General features: G+C 72.4%; 19 protein-coding genes. 8 read left to right on the forward strand and 11 right to left on the reverse strand.

Going from position 1 to position 15,893, the window contains the following annotated elements; translation table 11 throughout:
- Window positions 1-5: 5 nt before the first annotated feature.
- From AB0J39_RS03755 to AB0J39_RS03770, 4 genes are all read left to right on the forward strand, one after another.
- Window positions 6-1,001: an ATP-binding protein gene (locus AB0J39_RS03755; RefSeq protein ID WP_363461468.1), complete on the forward strand. Its 996-nt coding sequence runs from the start codon at window positions 6-8 to the stop codon at window positions 999-1,001.
- Entirely contained in the window at window positions 1,001-2,719 is a 1,719-nt protein-coding gene (locus AB0J39_RS03760; RefSeq protein ID WP_363461470.1) for an ATP-binding protein, read from the forward strand. The genes AB0J39_RS03755 and AB0J39_RS03760 overlap by 1 nt, the downstream gene beginning before the upstream one ends.
- Window positions 2,712-4,286, forward strand: a complete 1,575-nt coding sequence (locus AB0J39_RS03765) for a fused response regulator/phosphatase (RefSeq protein ID WP_363461472.1) — start codon at window positions 2,712-2,714, stop codon at window positions 4,284-4,286. Before AB0J39_RS03760 ends, AB0J39_RS03765 begins: the two co-directional genes overlap by 8 nt.
- A gap of 64 nt (window positions 4,287-4,350) precedes the next feature.
- Window positions 4,351-5,418, forward strand: coding sequence for a folate-binding protein (locus AB0J39_RS03770; protein WP_363461474.1), 1,068 nt, complete (start codon window positions 4,351-4,353; stop codon window positions 5,416-5,418).
- Window positions 5,419-5,426: 8 nt separating this feature from the next.
- Here AB0J39_RS03770 and AB0J39_RS03775 read toward each other — a convergent pair whose 3' ends face one another.
- Window positions 5,427-5,945 (reverse strand): VanZ family protein, encoded by a 519-nt coding sequence (locus AB0J39_RS03775; RefSeq protein WP_363461476.1) that lies wholly within the window; start codon window positions 5,943-5,945, stop codon window positions 5,427-5,429.
- 37 nt (window positions 5,946-5,982) lie between these two features.
- On the reverse strand, window positions 5,983-6,408 hold the full coding sequence (gene dtd / locus AB0J39_RS03780) for a D-aminoacyl-tRNA deacylase (RefSeq protein WP_363461478.1): 426 nt from the start codon (window positions 6,406-6,408) through the stop codon (window positions 5,983-5,985).
- 45 nt (window positions 6,409-6,453) lie between these two features.
- Between dtd and AB0J39_RS03785 the strand changes: the two genes are divergently transcribed.
- Window positions 6,454-7,395: an asparaginase gene (locus tag AB0J39_RS03785; RefSeq protein WP_363461480.1), complete on the forward strand. Its 942-nt coding sequence runs from the start codon at window positions 6,454-6,456 to the stop codon at window positions 7,393-7,395.
- Window positions 7,396-7,410: 15 nt separating this feature from the next.
- Here the strand turns inward: AB0J39_RS03785 and AB0J39_RS03790 are convergent, their stop codons facing one another.
- Complete coding sequence (locus tag AB0J39_RS03790) at window positions 7,411-9,018, reverse strand: DUF2207 domain-containing protein (RefSeq protein ID WP_363461482.1); 1,608 nt, start codon at window positions 9,016-9,018, stop codon at window positions 7,411-7,413.
- A 110-nt stretch (window positions 9,019-9,128) separates the two neighbouring features.
- On the opposite strand from AB0J39_RS03790, the gene AB0J39_RS03795 reads away from it, so the two are divergent.
- Both AB0J39_RS03795 and AB0J39_RS03800 read left to right on the forward strand, forming a co-directional pair.
- Window positions 9,129-9,545, forward strand: a complete 417-nt coding sequence (locus tag AB0J39_RS03795) for a VOC family protein (protein ID WP_363461484.1) — start codon at window positions 9,129-9,131, stop codon at window positions 9,543-9,545.
- A 50-nt stretch (window positions 9,546-9,595) separates the two neighbouring features.
- Entirely contained in the window at window positions 9,596-10,567 is a 972-nt protein-coding gene (locus tag AB0J39_RS03800) for a magnesium transporter CorA family protein (protein WP_363461486.1), read from the forward strand.
- Window positions 10,568-10,574: 7 nt separating this feature from the next.
- Here the strand turns inward: AB0J39_RS03800 and AB0J39_RS03805 are convergent, their stop codons facing one another.
- From AB0J39_RS03805 to AB0J39_RS03825, 5 genes are all read right to left on the reverse strand, one after another.
- On the reverse strand, window positions 10,575-10,934 hold the full coding sequence (locus AB0J39_RS03805; RefSeq protein WP_310742274.1) for a DUF2516 family protein: 360 nt from the start codon (window positions 10,932-10,934) through the stop codon (window positions 10,575-10,577).
- A gap of 216 nt (window positions 10,935-11,150) precedes the next feature.
- Window positions 11,151-11,519, reverse strand: coding sequence for a hypothetical protein (locus AB0J39_RS03810; RefSeq protein WP_363461489.1), 369 nt, complete (start codon window positions 11,517-11,519; stop codon window positions 11,151-11,153).
- Window positions 11,520-11,522: 3 nt separating this feature from the next.
- Entirely contained in the window at window positions 11,523-11,957 is a 435-nt protein-coding gene (locus AB0J39_RS03815) for a helix-turn-helix transcriptional regulator (protein WP_363461491.1), read from the reverse strand.
- A gap of 84 nt (window positions 11,958-12,041) precedes the next feature.
- Entirely contained in the window at window positions 12,042-12,956 is a 915-nt protein-coding gene (locus AB0J39_RS03820; RefSeq protein WP_363461493.1) for a M56 family metallopeptidase, read from the reverse strand.
- Window positions 12,953-13,309: a BlaI/MecI/CopY family transcriptional regulator gene (locus AB0J39_RS03825; RefSeq protein WP_363461495.1), complete on the reverse strand. Its 357-nt coding sequence runs from the start codon at window positions 13,307-13,309 to the stop codon at window positions 12,953-12,955. Before AB0J39_RS03825 ends, AB0J39_RS03820 begins: the two co-directional genes overlap by 4 nt.
- Before the next feature lie 51 nt (window positions 13,310-13,360).
- Between AB0J39_RS03825 and AB0J39_RS03830 the strand changes: the two genes are divergently transcribed.
- Window positions 13,361-13,879 (forward strand): O-acetyl-ADP-ribose deacetylase, encoded by a 519-nt coding sequence (locus AB0J39_RS03830; protein WP_363461497.1) that lies wholly within the window; start codon window positions 13,361-13,363, stop codon window positions 13,877-13,879.
- A 17-nt stretch (window positions 13,880-13,896) separates the two neighbouring features.
- Here AB0J39_RS03830 and AB0J39_RS03835 read toward each other — a convergent pair whose 3' ends face one another.
- The 3 genes from AB0J39_RS03835 to AB0J39_RS03845 form a co-directional block, all read right to left on the reverse strand.
- Window positions 13,897-14,421, reverse strand: coding sequence for a GNAT family N-acetyltransferase (locus AB0J39_RS03835; protein WP_363461499.1), 525 nt, complete (start codon window positions 14,419-14,421; stop codon window positions 13,897-13,899).
- A 28-nt stretch (window positions 14,422-14,449) separates the two neighbouring features.
- Window positions 14,450-15,259, reverse strand: a complete 810-nt coding sequence (locus AB0J39_RS03840; RefSeq protein ID WP_363461501.1) for a class I SAM-dependent methyltransferase — start codon at window positions 15,257-15,259, stop codon at window positions 14,450-14,452.
- Window positions 15,256-15,893 (reverse strand): SDR family NAD(P)-dependent oxidoreductase (locus AB0J39_RS03845; protein ID WP_363461503.1); only part of this gene is annotated, 638 nt, incomplete at its 5' end. The genes AB0J39_RS03845 and AB0J39_RS03840, both read right to left, overlap by 4 nt.

A 15,893-nucleotide genomic window follows, 5' to 3' on the forward strand; every position in this document is an offset into this window, starting at 1 on the left:
GGGCGATGACACACCGGCACGAAGACATCTGGATCCGCACCGACGATCCGAGTGTGATCGGCGCGGTGCGCAGGGCGGCCGTCGCGCTGGCCACCGCCGCCGGATTCGACCAGAACCGCACCGGCCAGGTCGCCGTGGCGGTGACCGAGGCGGTCTCGAACCTGGTCAAGCACGCGGTGGAGGGCGCCGTTCTGGTCCGCCCTCACCTGGAGCGGCCGGGTGCGGTCGAACTCGTGGCGGTCGACAAGGGCCCGGGGATCACCGACCTCGCCCGCGCACTCCGGGACGGTTACTCCACCTCGGGCACGCTCGGCATCGGCCTCGGGGCGATCGCGCGCATGGCCACGGGCTGGGACGTCCACTCCATGCCCGGCAAGGGGACCGTGCTGGTCCTGCACTTCACCCGGGACGGCCTGAACGGCCCGCCGCTGCGGGTGAGCGGGCTGCGCCGTCCGATCGGCGAGGAGAGCGTGTGCGGCGACGCCTTCGCCTTCGCCGACGCGGGCGACGCGATCAGCGTGCTCGTCTGCGACGGGCTCGGCCACGGCGGCGCCGCCGCGCACGCCTCCCGCGAGGCCGTGCGGATCTTCATGGAGGATCCGCACGCCGCTCCGGCCGCCGCGCTCGAACGCCTGCACCGGGGGCTGGGCCACACCCGGGGTGGTGCGGTCGCGGTGGTGCGGGTCCGCCGTGAGGACGTCACGTTCGCCGGGCTGGGCAACGTCTCGGGCTGGATCGCCCACGCGGAAGGGCGCCAGGGGATGCTCTCGCTGCCCGGCATCGCCGGGCACAAGGGCAGGCAGCCCCGGCAGTACGAGTACGCGCTGCCGCCGCACGCCACGGTGGTGCTGCACACCGACGGTCTCACCGACCGCTGGGATCCGGCCTCCTTCCCCGGGCTGTTCGCCCATTCCCCGGCCGTGGTGGGCGCGACCCTGCTGCGCGACGCGGGCAGCCGCAGGGACGACGCCTGCGTCGTCACCGTGAAACAGGGGCTGTGATGGGCGAGGTTCTCACCCGCGCGGAGATTCGCAGGGAGCAGGACGTCTTCGCCGTACGGCAGCTGGGCCGCCAGATCGCCGAGCTCGTGGGACTGGAATCACAGGACCAGATCCGGGTGGCGACCGCGCTCAGCGAGATCGGCCGCGAGGCGCTGGCGTACGGCGCGCAGAGCGACGTCGTCTTCGACCTGAGCGAGGATCGCCTGGTCATCACGGTGAACTACCACGACGACGTCGACGTGCGGCCGGGCGAGGGCCTGAAGCTGGCCGGCCGCATGGTCGACCAGGTCGCGCTCTCCACCGAGGACCGGTGCGTCACGCTGGTGAAGCGGGTGCCCGAGCACGCCGGGCAGGGCATGGCCGGGCAGAGGACCCGATCGCTCGACGGCATCCGCGAGGAGCTGGCCCGCCGGTCGCCGACCGGCACGGCGATGGACGTGCTGCGCGAGCAGAACAGGGAGCTGGCCGGCACCCTGGAGGAGGTCCTGCGGCTCAACGCGGAGCTGAATGAGACCAACCAGGGCGTGCTGGCGCTGTACAACCAGCTGTCGGCCGAGCTGGAGGAGACCAACCGCGGCGTCGTGGCGTTGTACGCCGAGCTCGACGAGAAGTCGTCCCAGCTCCGCCAGGCGGCCGAGGCCAGGCAGCGGTTCTGGGCCAGCGTGAGCCACGAGCTGCGGCTGCCGCTGACCTCGATCATCGGCCTGGTGAGGCTGCTGCTCGGTTCGGGCGCGGAACCGCTCACCGGGGAGCAGGAGCACCAGATCACCCTCATCGGCGGCTCGGCCGAGACGCTGCTGGCGCTGGTGGGCGAGCTGCTCGACCTGGCCAAGGCCGAGTCGGGACGACTGGACCCCCAGCCGTCGATGGTGGACGTGGTCGCCCTGGCCGAGCGGCTGCGCATGATGCTCCACCCCGCCGGGCGGGCCGAGGGGGTCGAGCTGTCGGTCGACGTGTCGGACGAGGTCGGCGAGCTGTTCGTCGACGAGACCATGCTGACCACGATTCTGCGCAACCTGGTGTCGAACGCGCTGAAGTTCACCGAGTATGGAGAGGTGCGGCTTACGGCCGTCGTGGACCCCGCGACGGCGGAGGCGGTCTTCACCGTCACCGACACCGGCGTGGGCATTCCCGCCGAGCACCTGGAGCGCGTCTTCGAGGAGTTCTTCCAGGTGCCCGGGGCGTTGCAGCTCAGAGCGAAGGGCACCGGCCTCGGCCTGCCGTACGCCCGCAGGCTCGCGGAGGCGATCGGCGGCTCACTGGAGCTGGACAGCAGGGTGGGCGAGGGCACCACGGCCACGCTGCGCGTGCCGCACCGGATGACCACGCCGGAGGTGGGCCGGGTGCTCGTGGCCGACGACGACGAGGGGTTCCGGGCCTTGGCGCGGTGCATGCTCTTCGGGTTCGCGGCCGCGGTGGACGAGGCGGCCGACGGGGTAGAGGCACTCGGCATGATGCGCGAGAGCCCGCCGGACGTCGCCCTGGTCGACCTGCTCATGCCGCGCCTGGACGGTACGGCGCTGCTGCACGAGATGATCGAGGACGAGACCCTGCGGGCCATCCCCGCGGTCGTCGTGTCCGTGGCGCCCGAGCATCCGGTGGCGGACTACCCGGTGCTGCCGAAGCACGGACTGCGCAGGGACCAGCTGCTGGAGGCGCTCCGGGAGGCCGTGCGCGGCCAGCAGGAGCACACGCGGGGGAGCGGGGCCCATGATTGACGCCGCGGCGACGGTGCTGGTCGTCGACGACGTCCCCACCAAGCGGTACATCCTGGCGAGCTGGCTGCGCCGCGCCGGGCATCGGGTCGTCGAGGCCGGCGGCGGCGAGGAGGCGCTGGCCGTCGTCGACGCGCTCAGGCCCGACCTCGTCGTCCTCGACGTACGGATGCCCGACCTGAGCGGCATCGAGGTGTGCGAGAAGATCAAGGCGAGCCCGCGGACCGCCTCGATCCCGGTGATCCAGGTCTCCGGGAACGCCATCACCCCGGCCGACCGGGCCGAAGGGCTGGAGCGCGGAGCCGACGCGTACCTGTCGGAGCCCATCCAGCCCGACGAGTTCACCGCCACGGTCCGGGCGACCCTGCGGTACTACCGGGCGCGGCAGCGGGCCGAGCGGATGGCGCAGCGGCTGAGCGAGCTGGCCGAGATCACGCTGGCGATGAACGAGGCGGAGGACTTCGAAGGGCTGCTGGCGGTGGCGGCCGAGGGCTGCTCCCGGCTGCTGGAGCGTTACTCACGGGTGATGGCGGTCCAGCCCGGCGGGCGGCTGCGCAGGTTCGCGGCCCGGCCGGGCGAGCCCGCGGCGCCCAGGCCGGTCCACCCCGACACCCTGGAGCGGCTGAGCACCATCTCGATCGGCCAGTCCGCCGGGGTGCGGGTCTTCGAGATCGACAACGAGACGTGGGCCCGCGTCGTCCCCGACAGCGACGTGGTCGCGCGCGTGTCGGGCGTGCTGTGCCGTACGAAGACGGGCCGGTCGCCGGTGTTCCTGGGGGTGGAGACGGGCTCGCCGCTCGATGGCGAGGAGCGGAGCCTGCTGCGGCAGCTCGGCCAGGCGCTGGCGCTGGCGGTCGACGCGGCCCGCGCGTACGCGGAGGAGCACACGATCTCGCTCACGTTGCAGCGCAGCCTGCTGCCCGCCGAGATCCCCCGGACCCCCGGCCTGCTGATCAGCGTGCGCTACCGGCCCGCGGTGGACAGTGTGGAAGTCGGCGGCGACTTCTACGAGGTGCTGCCCCTCGGCGATCGGGTGCTGGTCGCGCTCGGCGACGTGCAGGGCCATTCACTGCACGCCGCTACGGTGATGGCGGAGCTCCGCAACGCGCTGCGGGCGTCGGTGATCGACGCCGTCGACCCGGCCCGGTCGATGGCCCTGCTCAACGCGGTCCTGCGGCGTTACCACCCCGGCATGACGGCGACCGTCTGCCTGATGCTGATCGACCCCGCGACGGGGGAGACCGAGATCGTCAACGCCGGGCACATCCCGCCGCTGCTGGCCGGGAAGGGGGCGGCCTATCACCGGTTCGGCAACCTGCTGCTCGGCGTGGCCGAAGAGCGGTATCGGGTGGACCGGGTCCGGCTGCCCGAGGACGCCACCGTTCTGCTGTTCACCGACGGGCTGATCGAGGACCGCGACAAACTGCTGGACGAGAGCCTGGAGGTCGCCCGTCAGCAGGCCGAGGGCGTGGGCGACGATCTGGAGGGCTTCTGCGACCGGCTGATCGCCACCTTCGGCGCACGGGAGGACGACGTGGCGCTGGTCGCCCTCCGTCGCGTGCCGTTCTGACGGTTGTCCACAGGGGAGCGGGCGTCGCCACGACGGCGGCGGGGGACCGAATAGCCTTGGACGCATGCGGAGCCCATTGCTTGACACACACGGCGCGGTGGCCGCGCAGGCGCCGGACGAGACCGTCGCGGCCCACTACGGTGATCCCTTCGCGGAACAGCGGGCGCTGGCCGGCGGGCGCGCGCTGGTCGACCGGAGCAACCGCGAGGTCGTGCGGATCAGCGGGCCCGACCGGCTGAGCTGGCTCAACGACCTCAGCTCGCAGAGGCTCGACACGCTCCAGCCGGGCACGCCCACCCAGACGCTGCTGCTCGACCCGCAGGGCCGAGTGGAGCACCATCTCACGCTCGTGGACGACGGTGAGGCCGTGTGGGCCCACGTGGAGCCCGGCACCTCGGCCGAGCTGGTGGCCTTCCTGGAGAAGATGCGGTTCATGCTGCGGGTCGAGATCGCCGACGTCACCGCGGACTACGCGGTGGTCTCGGTCGCCCCGCCCGCGTCGGCCGAGAGCCCCGTCGCGACCGGCGTGCCCGTGGAGGGCGCCGTCGCGATGGGCGGCGACGTGCTCGTGCCGCGCGAGCGGCTGGGCGGCCTCCCGGACGAGCTGGGCCTGCGGCCCGCCGGCCTGTGGGCCTACGAGGCGCTGCGCATCGCCGCGTACGTGCCCCGGCTCGGGTTCGAGACCGACCACAAGACGATCCCCCACGAGGTCGGGTGGATCGAGGCGGCCGTCCATCTCAGCAAGGGCTGCTACCGGGGGCAGGAGACGGTCGCCCGGGTCCACAATCTCGGCCATCCGCCCCGCCGCCTGGTCTTCCTGCATCTCGACGGCAGCGTGGACGAGCTGCCCCCGCACGGCGCCCCGGTGACCCTCGGCGTCGGCACGCCGGTCGAGGCCGAGCCGGAGGCCGCCGTGGAGGGCTCCGCCGAGCCCGGCCAGATCGGCTTCGTGGGGTCGTCGGCGCGCCACCACGAGCTGGGCCCGATCGCCCTCGCGGTCGTGAAGCGGACGGTCCCGGTGGACATCGACCTGCTGGCCGGCGGCGTCGCCGCGAGCCAGGAGGTCGTGGTGCCGCCGGACGCCGGACGGAACGTGAAGATCGACCCCGCCCTCCGCCGGCGCATCCGATAGCCCTCCGTTCAGCGGCGGGCCCACCACCGCCGGGCGCAGAGCGCGGCGAGCACGGCGCCCGCCGCGTTCAGGATCACGTCGTCCACGGAGCTCACCCGGCCGAGCCGCAGGCCGAACTGCAGGAGTTCGACGGCGAGCGACGCGGTGGCCGCGACGGCGGCCACCGCCGCGAGCGAGGCGAAGCGCGCGGAGCGGACCGGAAGCATGGCGCCGAGCGCGGAGAAGACCAGGAGGTTGCCGCCGATCTGCACGACGGCCGCTCCGGGTGACAACACCGCGAGCTGACCCGCCAGGTCCACCAGGGGAACGACGTGCACCCCCGACTCGGTCCCCGGCGTGAGGATCATCCAGATCCAGGGGAGGGTTCCGGCCACCATGACCACGTCCGCGACGGCCGTACGGCGGGGAGCGGGATGGCCCCGGCGGACGCGGTGACGGGTGAGGAGCAGGACGGCGAGAACGGCCGCGGGAACGGCGCAGACGGCCGCGACGACGACGTGTCCCCACGTGCCCCACGCCTGTTGCATCCGATCATGATGCCAGGCGGGCGCGCGGGACCGGCGGTCAGACGTCCACGACGAGGGTGATCGGGCCGTCGTTGGTGAGGGTGACCTTCATGTCGGCGCCGAAGACGCCCGTCTCCACCCGCGCGCCGAGCGCCCGCAGCTCGGCCACCACGGCCTCGACCAGGGGCTCGGCCACCGGGCCGGGCGCGGCGGCCTGCCAGGTGGGCCTGCGGCCCCTGCGGGCGTCGCCGTACAACGTGAACTGGCTGATCACCAACAGCGGCGCGCCGATGTCGGAGCAGGACTTTTCGCCGTGCAGGATCCGCAGCCCCCACAGCTTGGCGGCGAGCCTGGCCGCCTCGGCCCGGCCGTCGGTGTGGGTGACGCCCACGAGCACGAGCAGGCCGGGCTCGTCGATGGCGCCGACGACCCGGCCCTCCACCACAACCGACGCGGAGCTGACCCGCTGAACGACCGCACGCATGGCCCCGAATTCTGCCATGTCCGGGGGCTTCGTAGACTGCGCGTCATGACGGAGATGCTCGTCGAGGTGGTCCGGTCGGGGTTCGTCGAGTCGGTGCACCGGGCCCGCGTACACGTGATCGGGGCGGACGGCGCCCCGGCCCTGGTGTGCGGCGACACGTCGAGCCTCGCGTCGCCGCGCTCGGCCATGAAGCCCCTGCAGGCGCTCGCGATGGTCCGGGCCGGCCTGCCGCTCGAGAACGAACTGCTCGCGCTCGCCGCCGCGAGCCACAGCGGTGAGCCCTTCCACATCGACGGCGTACGGAAGATCCTGGCGGGCGCGGGTCTCGACGAGACGTTCCTGCGCTGCCCCGAGGACCTGCCCCTCGACGAGCAGGCGCGCCGTCAGGTCCTGCGGGAGCACGGCGACGCCCGCCGGATCCTCATGAACTGCTCGGGCAAGCACGCGGCGATGCTCGCCACCTGTGTGGTCAACGGCTGGCCCGTGGACGACTACCGCCACCCCGGCCACCCGCTGCAGCGGGCCATCCGCGCCACGGTCGAGGAGTTCACCGGGGAGCGGGTCGCGGCGACCGGCGTGGACGGCTGCGGCGCGCCGTTGTTCTTCGTCTCGATTGCGGGGGTGGCGCGTGCCTTCCGCGGTCTCACGCTCGCCCCCGCCGGCACTCCGGAGCGGCGCGTCGCCGACGCGATGCGCGCGCACCCCGAATGGACGAGCGGCACGACCCGGGCGGAGAACCTGCTGATGCGGGCCGTTCCCGGGCTGCTGGTGAAGTCGGGCGCGGAGGCGTTCGACGCGTTCGCCGACGCCGACGGCCGCGCCGGCGCCGTGAAGATCGTGGACGGCGGCGGCCGGGCTCGCGTTCCGGTGACGGTCGCCGCGCTGCGCGCCGCCGGAGTCGACGCCCCGGAGCTGGCCGGTCTCGCGACCGCCCCGCTGTTCGGCGGCGGGGTCCCGGTCGGCGAGGTGCGGGTCCGTCCCGCCTGACGGCTCCCCGGGGGCCTACAGGGAACGGAACTGGCGGGAGGTCGAGATCGCCCCGGAGGTGGTCATGACGAACGTCCGCATGGAGTCGGCGAACCTGGACAGGTCCCATTCGGCCGGGCCCTGGTACCAGTACAGGTGGTCGGTCTGCCGTCCGTTGCCGTTGAACGAGCTGACCACCCGAGCCCACCGGTCCACGCTGTCGAAGATCACCGCGTACGGCAGGTAGCGGGAGAACAGTTCCACGCGCTGGCCGGCGGGGACGTCGTCGATGTTCGCCCCGGCGAGGTACTCCCGGAACCCGAGCGTGTGCGCCAGGGCCGCCGCGCCCTGCGCCGTCTTGGCCGGCATGTACTGGGCGCCGAAGGCCAGCCCGGCCCCCGCGATGATCAGGGCGAGCCCCAGCAGGCCGTACGTCGTGAACCAGGCGAGCAGGACGGTGGCGGCCACTCCGAGCCCGACGACGACCAGGCCGAGGGTCGTCCAGCGGGACCGGGTCGAGTCGGGCCGCCGCGCGAACCAGCCCTGCGTCACGACGTCCTGGTACAACGCGTCGCGCACCGTCGCCAGGCGGGCGGCGAACGACCCGTGCAGTTCGGACAGCAGCACCCGGTCGCGGCCGTCGAAGATCGCGTCGTGGAGGGCGCGCTCGTAGGGCAGCAGGTCGCCGATCCGGGCGCCGGGCAGCTTGACCAGGCACCAGTCCGGGGTGTCGTAGGTCTGCCGCGGCTGCTCGTCGATCCGCAGGAAGTTGCGCACGGCGAGGTCCACGATGGTCGCGGTCACGTCGACCACGTCGGCCTGTTCGTCGAACAGCGTGCCGATCTGCCCCGGGCGCACGCCGTCCGGCGGGCTGAAGTGCCCGTTGCGGTGGCCGCTGACCGGGGCGGACTCGCTGCCGACGACGCGGGCGTCGCGGCCCCGCGTCCAGTACAGCAGCCCCACGCCGCCCAGCAGCAGCACCAGCAGCGCCGCCAGAGAGGCGCCGGTCACGGCGTTCAGCGTGAACGCGGTGGACAGTTCGAACCTGCGCTCCAGGATCGGCCGGGCCCCCGTCGCGCCCTTGGGATAGCCGACGACGACCGTCAGCGTCTGGCCGTCCCCGAGGCCCTGCTGCTCGAAGGTGGAGGTGGCGCCGGTCTCCTCGACCGAGGCGCCGGTGCAGGCGATGGCCGCGCTGAGCTCACCGGCGAAGCACGACAGGTTCTGCACCCGGCCGGGTCCGCTCACGGTGACGACGGCCTCCTGCACGGGGCCGGACACCGCGAACCAGCGCAGTTCCTCCCCCGACGCCGTGGGCGTCACGGCGCCGGTCACGTCGTACTCCACCGTGCCCTTGAACGTCAGGGTCTTCCCGTCGTACGAGCCGCCCTTGACGTTCGAGATGCGGTAGACGCGGTCGTGACCGTCGTCGTAGCGGGTCCGGATGGGCGGCGTGCGCCGCACCGTCTCGCCGGCGGGGGTGATCGTCTCCTTCACGTGGAGCACGCCGTTCGGGCGGAGCTCCATCGTCACCTCGTCCTTGGCGACGGGTGCGGAGGCGCTCGAGGCCACGGCGTGCGCGGGGGATGCGGCGAGGACGGCGAGCAGTGCCGCCAGCCCGAGCCGGCGCGCGAGATCCACCATGAGCCGCAACCCTATCGGTCCCGTAACTCCACAGGTGATCGGATATGGGCCACCGGACCGGTCAGGAATCGAGAAGCGTGGCGGACACCGCCGTCCGTAGCGTTGTGGACATGGAACTCACCCTTCACTACTGCTACATCACCGTCGACGACGGCGACACCGCGCTCGCCTTCTACCGGGACGTGCTCGGCCTCGAGCTGCGCAACGACGTCGGGTACGCGGGCGCGCGCTGGCTGACCATGGGCCCGCCGTCGCAGCCGGACGTCAACATCGTGCTGGAGACCGTCAACGCCGACCCGGCCGCCTCTCCGGAGGACCGCGAGGCGCTGAGCCGGTTGCTCGCGAAGGGCATGCTGCGCGCCGTCGTCTTCGCCACCCCCGACTGCGACGCCGCCTTCGAGAAGATCAGCGCGGCCGGCGCCGAGGTCCTGCAGGAGCCGGTCGACCAGCCGTACGGCGTCCGCGACTGCGCCTTCCGCGACCCGGCGGGCAACATGATCCGCTTCCAGCAGCTCGGCAAGGGCTGACGCGACGCGCCCCTTCGGGGGCGTTCGCCGGATCGGTAGGGTAGCCGTCCATGGGACACACCCGGCTCTACCGGAACGGGAATCTGGAGGCCGAGGGCTTTCCGATCGCCGACGTCTCCGAGCACGTCAAGGACCCGTCGGCCGTGGTGTGGTTCGACATGTGCGCCCCCACCGAGGAGGAGCTGCAGGCCATCAGCGAGGAGCTGGGGCTGCACGCCCTGGCGGTGGAGGACGCGCTGCAGCACCGGCAACGGCCCAAGCTCGACGTCTACGACAGCCACATGTTCCTGAGCGTCTACGCGGCGGCCTTCGACGCCGAGTCGGGCCGGGTGCGGGTCGCGCCCGCGGCCGCCTTCGTCACGAAGAACGCGCTGGTCACCGTACGCCAGACGGACGACTTCTCGGTCGAGCAGGTGATCCGGCGCTGGGACGAGGGGGCGGACCTGGCCCGGCACGGCGTGGCGTTCCTGCTGCACGGCCTGCTCGACTACGTGGTGGACAGCCACTTCGAGACCGTCGAGGCCATGGACGAGCAGGTGGAGGACCTGGAGGAGACGGTGTTCGGCGACCGGCCGGTCGGTCCGGAGGACCAGCGGCGCACGTTCGAGCTGCGCAAGAGCCTGGTCACGCTGCGGCGCATCGTGATGCCCATGCGGGAGGCCGTGAACTCCCTTGTCCGGCGCAACGGCCTGATCGGCGACGGTGAGATGGCGCCGTACTTCCAGGACGTGTACGACCAGGTGCTGCGGGCCACGGAGTGGACGGAGTCGCTGCGCGACCTGGTCAGCAACATCCGCGAGACGCATCTGACCATGCAGAGCAACCGGATGAACCTCATCATGAAGCGGGTGACGAGCTGGGCCGCGATCATCGCGGTGCCCACGCTGATCACCGGCTTCTACGGCCAGAACATCCCGTTTCCCGGCTTCGGGCACCCGTGGGGCTTCTGGGCGTCCAGCGTGCTGATCGTCGTCGCCTCGGCCGCGCTCTATCGGGTGTTCCGGGGCCGCGACTGGCTCTGAGCCCGGGTCACCAGGGACCGTACGGCCCCTGGTTGCCGCCGCCGCGGTAGCCGTTGACCGCGGGCTTCACGTCGGCGAGGTAGATGCCCGCCGCGATGACGGCGGCGATGGTGAAGATGTTGGGCAGCCCCATCCCCATGCCCATGTAGTTGATCGCGCCGGCGAAGGTGAACAGCGTCGCGAGGCCGAGGATGATCAGCCAGAGCGGCTTGGTCTGCTTGCCGGCCGCGGGGAAGGCGCGTGAGGGGATCCGCAGGGCGTGCACCAGCGCCCAGCCGGACAAAACGAAGGCCCCGACGGAAAGCAGCCAGAAGATGATGTCGAGGATGCCGTACAGCCCGAACAATGGACTCTCCCACACGGTCACGGTCGCTGACGCCCCCAGACTAGTGGGCGGCGCCGACACGTGGCGCGGGCGCCGGACGCCGGTCTCCGGGAACATCCCGCCCGCACGGAGAACAGTCCGCACGGAGAGCGGCCCGCACGGAGAGCGGCCCGGACGGAGAACAGGCGGTAACGGCGGCGGCCCGCCTCCCCGTGCGGGAAGGCGGGCCGCCGCGGTGTCACTCGCGCGGGCCGCGGATCAGCTCTGGGCCGCGGTGGTGGTGCGGGTCCGGCCGGTCGAGGTCCGCTTGGCGGTGGTCTCGGTGGCGATCGCCGGCTCGGCGGCCTCCGAGACCTCCGTCAGCTCCAGCGCGGCCTCGCCGCTCACGCGGCTGACGACCTTGCGGCCACGCGTGGCCAGGTCGTCGTACAGCCGGGTGAAGCGGGCGGCGGCGGCGTCGGCGTACCCCTTGGCCTTCTCCGGGAAGTCCTTGGCGACGGTCTCGGCCCTGTCCTGCACGGTGCTGGCGTAGGCGCGGGCCTTCTCCACGGCGAAGTCCCCGGCGCCGGTGAGCGCGTAGAACGGCTTGGACTCCGTGATCTTCTTGGCCTGGGTCGTGATGGTCATGGGCTATCCTTCCCTCGAATCCGGTGCAATGCCGTCGCGCGGGAGAACCGGGTCGTCCCCGAGATGCTCAGCCGATTGCGGCGGCTGGGCGGTGTCGGCCCGGTTCTCCTTGCGGAACGATTCGTAGATATCGATCAGCACCTGACGTTGCCGCCCGGTGAGTGTGACGTCGGCCCGGATCGCGGTCAGCACGTCACTGTGCGGCTCGCGGTCCTCGATGAGGCCGGCCTGGACGTAGAGCGCCTGGGCGGAGATCTGCAGACCCTTCGCGATCTGGTTCAGAATCTCCGCGCTCGGCTTGCGCAGGCCCCGTTCCACCTGGCTCAGGTAAGGGTTGGACACCCCGGCCTGCGCGGCGAGCTGACGAAGCGAGATCTTCGCCTGCTGCCGCTGCTGGCGGATGTACTCACCGAGCGAGGTGACCTTGGGCAGTTCCATGCCCCCAGTCTGCCTCGCACTGCTTGCAATTGCAAACTGAGCGGCTAACGCCAGCTAGCACCCATGGTTCGGCAAGGAAACGGTTCAGCCGGGAAGCAGCCAGAGCAGCGGGGCACTGGTGGCGAGCACCACCGATCCGGCCAGGATCAGGAAGCGGTGGGTGATCGGGAGTGCCACCTCGGGCCGTACGAGCCGGTCGACCCGGGCCATCACGCTCGACGGCGCGGACGCGCCGAGCGCGCCCTGCGGCGTCGGCAGCGCGGCCGAGGTGCCGAAGCGCAGCAGGGCGGTGGCCAGCCTGCGCGGGCAGCACTGCTGCCGGGCGCGGTCGTCGGCGGCCATCTCGACCAGCAGCTCGACCGACTCCTGCGCGTCGCTGACCAGCTTCGACCAGGGCAGCGCGCGGCGCAGCGCGGCGAACGGCAGCAGCACCAGGTCGTGGCGTTCACGCACGTGGGCGGCCTCGTGCGCCAGCACGGCCTCCAGCTCCGCGGACGACAACAGGTGCAGCGTGCCGTCGCTGATGACGACCTGCGACTTCAGTCCGGGCAGGCAGTAGGCGGCGGCGCCGGGGAAGTCGACCACGCGCACCCCGGGCACGGCCGGCTCGTCCCGGGCGACCAGCGCGAGCAGCAGCCGGTGGCGGCGGCGGGCCCGCAGCGTCTGCGCCCCGGCCGCGAGGGGCAGGGCGATCAGTACGGCGAGCAGCGACAGGCCGGCGACCAGCGCCGCCAGCCGTAGGTAGTCGTGCGGCGTCCGCGCGCCGAACTCCACGCTCAGCAGGAACTCCCCGAGGCCGTGGACGACGCCCTTGCGGTAGGGGTCGAGCGCGAAGGCGAGCAGGGCGCCGGTGGAGGCGAGCCCCCAGGTCAGCCCCAGCGACTGCCACAACAGGATCGCCGTGCGCGGGGCGCGCCAGGTCCAGCGCGCGAAGGTCAGCCGCCACGCGGCGACCGCGCACACCATGGCGAGCGCCGCTAAGACCGCCGCCGCGATCACTCTTCCTCCAGCTCCGTGAGGGCTTTCAGCAGGATCTCGGCTTCCGATCCGGAGACGGCGCGGGCGAAGCGGGTCAGCGCCGCGTCCCGGTCGCCGGTCATGTCCAGGGCCTCGAGCATCACCTCGGCGACGTACGCGTCACGGCTCGCGGCGGGCTGGTAGCGCCACGCGCGGCCGTCGCGGGTGCGGGTGAGGAAGCCCTTGCGGGACAGCCGGTCGAGCACGGTCATCACGGTCGTCGGCGCGAGGTCGCGGTCCTCGATGAGGCGTCCCACCTCGCGGGCCGTCAGCGGGGCGTTCTCCGCCCAGAGGATGTCCATGATGCTGCGTTCGAGCTCTCCCAGTCCCTTCACGTCTTTAAGCCTACTCGGGGTAGTACTACGTCCCGTAGAGAGGTGAGAGGCATGCGAATAGTTCTGGTCGAGGGAGACATCACCGAGCAGCGGGTGGACGCGATCGTCAACGCCGCCAACTCGTCCCTGATGGGCGGCGGAGGGGTGGACGGCGCCATCCATCGGCGGGGCGGCCCCGAGATCCTGGAGGAGTGCCGGGCGCTGCGCGCGTCCCGGTACGGCAGGGGACTGCCGACCGGGCAGGCCGTCGCGACCACCGCGGGCCGCCTGCCCGCGCGGTGGGTGATCCACACGGTCGGGCCCGTCCACTCGCGGAGCGAGGACCGATCCCATCTGCTCGCCTCCTGCTATCGGGAGTCGCTCGTCGTCGCCGACGGGCTGGGCGCCGGCACGGTGGCCTTCCCCGCGATCTCCACGGGGATCTACCGGTGGCCGGTCGAGGACGCCGCCCGCATCGCGATGACCGCGGTACGGCAGGCAGCCCCGGCCGTGGTGGAAGAGGTGCGCTTCGTGTTGTTCAGTACCGCAGCCTATGCGGTGTTCGAGACGGCCCTACAGGACATCGGATAAGCATTGGGCCAAAAGTTTCACAGCCACTTGAGCATGTAGATCTCGTCGCGGTCGTCACCGGGGGCCACCCGGATCGAGCGGGGCACCCGGCCGACCTCCCGGTAGCCCACGCTCGCGTAGAAGCGGTCGACCCCGGTGCCGCCGCGGCAGGTGAGCTGCAACGCCTCCAGGCCGAGCGACCTGGCGGCGTCGTCGGCGGCGAGCAGCAGCGCCCTGCCGTACCCCTTGCCCTGGTGCTTGGGGTGGACCATGACCCGCAGCAGCCAGCGCCAGTGCGCCCGCAGGCCCGAGCCGTTGTCGCCGAGGATGAGCCAGGCGGCCACGCCGTCGTCGTCGAAGCCGGCGAGGAGGCTGTCGGGAGCCTGCGGACCGCCGGCGGAGCGGGTGCGGGCGAACGCCTTCTCCGCGGTCGGCCTGATGTCGTCCGGCGTCACGGGAGGCACGAACCCCACCGCGCCGTCCGCGTTGGTCACCTCCGCCCAGCAGCTCAGGAGCTCCTCGAAGAGCTCGGGGGTCATCTCCGGGTCGAGGACGAAGCGCATGGCCGGACGTTATCAACCGCCCCGGTCGTCAGCCGCGGGGGGAGACGCTGCTCCAGGGCAGGGTGAGCTCGCCGAGCCGCCAGCGGCCGGGGCCGCCGGTCGGCGGCGTCGCCTCCACCGGCCAGTCCCGCGCCAGCAGCTCGGCCGTCCTCGCCCAGCGCTGCCGGGTGCCGTACGCGCCGAAGGAGGCGCAGGTCGCCCAGGCGCGGTCCCAGTCCGTCAGGAACGCGTGGATCCGCTCGCCGGGCACGTTGCGGTGGATCAGCGTCTTGGGCAGGCGTTCGGCCAGGTCGGAGGGGCGTTCGAAGCCGGTGAAGCGGGCCGCGAAGGTGAGCGTGCGCGGCCCCCGCGCGCCCAGCGCCACCCAGGTCGCCCGGTGGCCGACCTCCGAGCAGGTGCCCTCGACGAGCACGCCCGAGGGATGCAGACCGGCCCGTAGCCGGTCCCAGTGCTCCCACGCCTCGGCCTCGCCGTACTGCCGCAGCACGTTGAAGGCGCGCACGATCATCGGCGGGCGGGGCACCGGCAGCTCGAAGCCGCCCCTGACGAACGTCAGCCCCTCCCGCTCGTACGGCTTGGCCGCCGCGACCCGCTCGGCGGCGATCTCCACGCCGACCACCTCGACGGTGGGGCAGACCCGGCGCAGCCGCGTGAACAGCTCGGTCGTCGTGGTGTGGGACGCGCCGTAGCCGAGGTCCACCACCAGCGGCGCCGTCCCCGCGCGGGCCGAGCGCAGCAGCGGGCCGTACACGGCGGCGATCCAGCGGTCACAGCGGCGCAGCCGGTTGTGCCCGGTGGTGCCCCGCGTGACCGTGCCGACGGGCCGGACCGGTCTCATGTCCCCGATGCGACCCTGTGGACCTTGTGCTGGGCGGCCTGCGCGCGCGGCCGGACGACCAGCCTGTCGATGTTCACGTGCGACGGGCGGGTCACCGCGAAGGCGATCACGTCGGCGACGTCGTCCGCGCTCAGGGGATCGGGGACGCCCTCGTAGACCTTGGCGGCACGCTCGGCGTCGCCCCGGAAGCGGGTCAGGGCGAACTCCTCGGTCATCACCATGCCCGGCGCGATCTCGACGACCCGCACCGGGTCGCCGCACAACTCCAGGCGGAGGGTCTCGGTCATCGAGGTCTGCGCGTGCTTGGCCGCGCAGTAGCCGCCGCCCCCCTCGTACGACACCAGCCCGGCCGTCGAGGTGAGCATCACCAGCACGCCGTCCCCCGACTCGATGAGCTTCGGCAGCAGGGCCCTGGTCATGCGCAGGGAGCCGAGCACGTTCACCTCGTACATCCGCTGCCAGTCGTCCACCCGGCCGCCGGCCACCGGTTCGAGGCCGAACGCGCCGCCCGCGTTGTTCACCAGGACGTCGCAGCGCTCCAGCGAGGCGGCCAGCGCGTCCACCGACGCCTGGTCGGTCACGTCCAGCGTCACCGGGCGCACGCCGGGCACGTCGGCCGCCAGCTTGTCCAGCC

It is taken from the genome of Microbispora sp. NPDC049633 (assembly GCF_040675265.1).
Taxonomy (GTDB): Bacteria; Actinomycetota; Actinomycetes; order Streptosporangiales; family Streptosporangiaceae; genus Microbispora; species Microbispora maris.

Bases quoted from the DNA above. Each gene is read 5' to 3' on its own strand.
- dtd (WP_363461478.1), bottom strand. From the start codon at position 6,408: ATGCGTGCGGTCGTTCAGCGGGTCAGCTCCGCGTCGGTTGTGGTGGAG.
- AB0J39_RS03810 (WP_363461489.1), bottom strand. From the start codon at position 11,519: ATGACCATCACGACCCAGGCCAAGAAGATCACGGAGTCCAAGCCGTTC.
- AB0J39_RS03765 (WP_363461472.1), top strand. From the start codon at position 2,712: ATGATTGACGCCGCGGCGACGGTGCTGGTCGTCGACGACGTCCCCACC.
- AB0J39_RS03760 (WP_363461470.1), top strand. From the start codon at position 1,001: ATGGGCGAGGTTCTCACCCGCGCGGAGATTCGCAGGGAGCAGGACGTC.
- AB0J39_RS03785 (WP_363461480.1), top strand. From the start codon at position 6,454: ATGACGGAGATGCTCGTCGAGGTGGTCCGGTCGGGGTTCGTCGAGTCG.
- AB0J39_RS03795 (WP_363461484.1), top strand. From the start codon at position 9,129: ATGGAACTCACCCTTCACTACTGCTACATCACCGTCGACGACGGCGAC.
- AB0J39_RS03770 (WP_363461474.1), top strand. From the start codon at position 4,351: ATGCGGAGCCCATTGCTTGACACACACGGCGCGGTGGCCGCGCAGGCG.
- AB0J39_RS03815 (WP_363461491.1), bottom strand. From the start codon at position 11,957: ATGGAACTGCCCAAGGTCACCTCGCTCGGTGAGTACATCCGCCAGCAG.
- AB0J39_RS03840 (WP_363461501.1), bottom strand. From the start codon at position 15,259: ATGAGACCGGTCCGGCCCGTCGGCACGGTCACGCGGGGCACCACCGGG.
- AB0J39_RS03830 (WP_363461497.1), top strand. From the start codon at position 13,361: ATGCGAATAGTTCTGGTCGAGGGAGACATCACCGAGCAGCGGGTGGAC.
- AB0J39_RS03835 (WP_363461499.1), bottom strand. From the start codon at position 14,421: ATGCGCTTCGTCCTCGACCCGGAGATGACCCCCGAGCTCTTCGAGGAG.
- AB0J39_RS03755 (WP_363461468.1), top strand. From the start codon at position 6: ATGACACACCGGCACGAAGACATCTGGATCCGCACCGACGATCCGAGT.
- AB0J39_RS03790 (WP_363461482.1), bottom strand. From the start codon at position 9,018: ATGGTGGATCTCGCGCGCCGGCTCGGGCTGGCGGCACTGCTCGCCGTC.
- AB0J39_RS03775 (WP_363461476.1), bottom strand. From the start codon at position 5,945: ATGCAACAGGCGTGGGGCACGTGGGGACACGTCGTCGTCGCGGCCGTC.
- AB0J39_RS03800 (WP_363461486.1), top strand. From the start codon at position 9,596: ATGGGACACACCCGGCTCTACCGGAACGGGAATCTGGAGGCCGAGGGC.